Source organism: Paraburkholderia sp. JHI2823 (assembly GCF_038900695.1).
Classification (GTDB): Bacteria; Pseudomonadota; Gammaproteobacteria; order Burkholderiales; family Burkholderiaceae; genus Paraburkholderia; species Paraburkholderia mimosarum.
On sequence record NZ_JAYMRY010000351.1, the window covers coordinates 1 to 386 of the forward strand.

At 57.8% G+C, this 386-nt stretch carries 1 pseudogene; it reads left to right on the plus strand.

The features are described from left to right. Positions 1-167: 167 nt before the first annotated feature. Positions 168-386, plus strand: a pseudogene (locus VSR34_RS38945) (cation transporter); the annotation flags it as partial.

The following is a 386-nucleotide window of genomic DNA, read 5'->3' on the forward strand; positions in this document are numbered from 1 at the left end:
AAGCTGATGCGAGTTCGCGACTCACATAGCTTTCTTCCGATTCGAGTAGCGTATTCACACCTGCTGAAGCGACCACGGTTGGACAACCGCGCGCTATCGCACGCCGGTTGATTTGCCATAAATTGTCACTTAGAATTTTCCGCACGGCCTGCTTAGGAACCGATGACATGGCTTCGAACAACGGAAAACCGGTGTCGTCGTTGGTTCCTCGGGGGATGCCCGGCCTCTGGGTCGTCCTGTTCGTCATGTGGATGATCGCCAATGCGTCGCTCGCCGTCGAACCCGCTCTCGTCGGTCTCGTCATCACCTTAGTCATCGCGCGTGTCTTCGTGTCGTCGAGCGAAGCATGGCAGCGCCTGCGTCTGACGCCGCGCGGGCTTTATCAC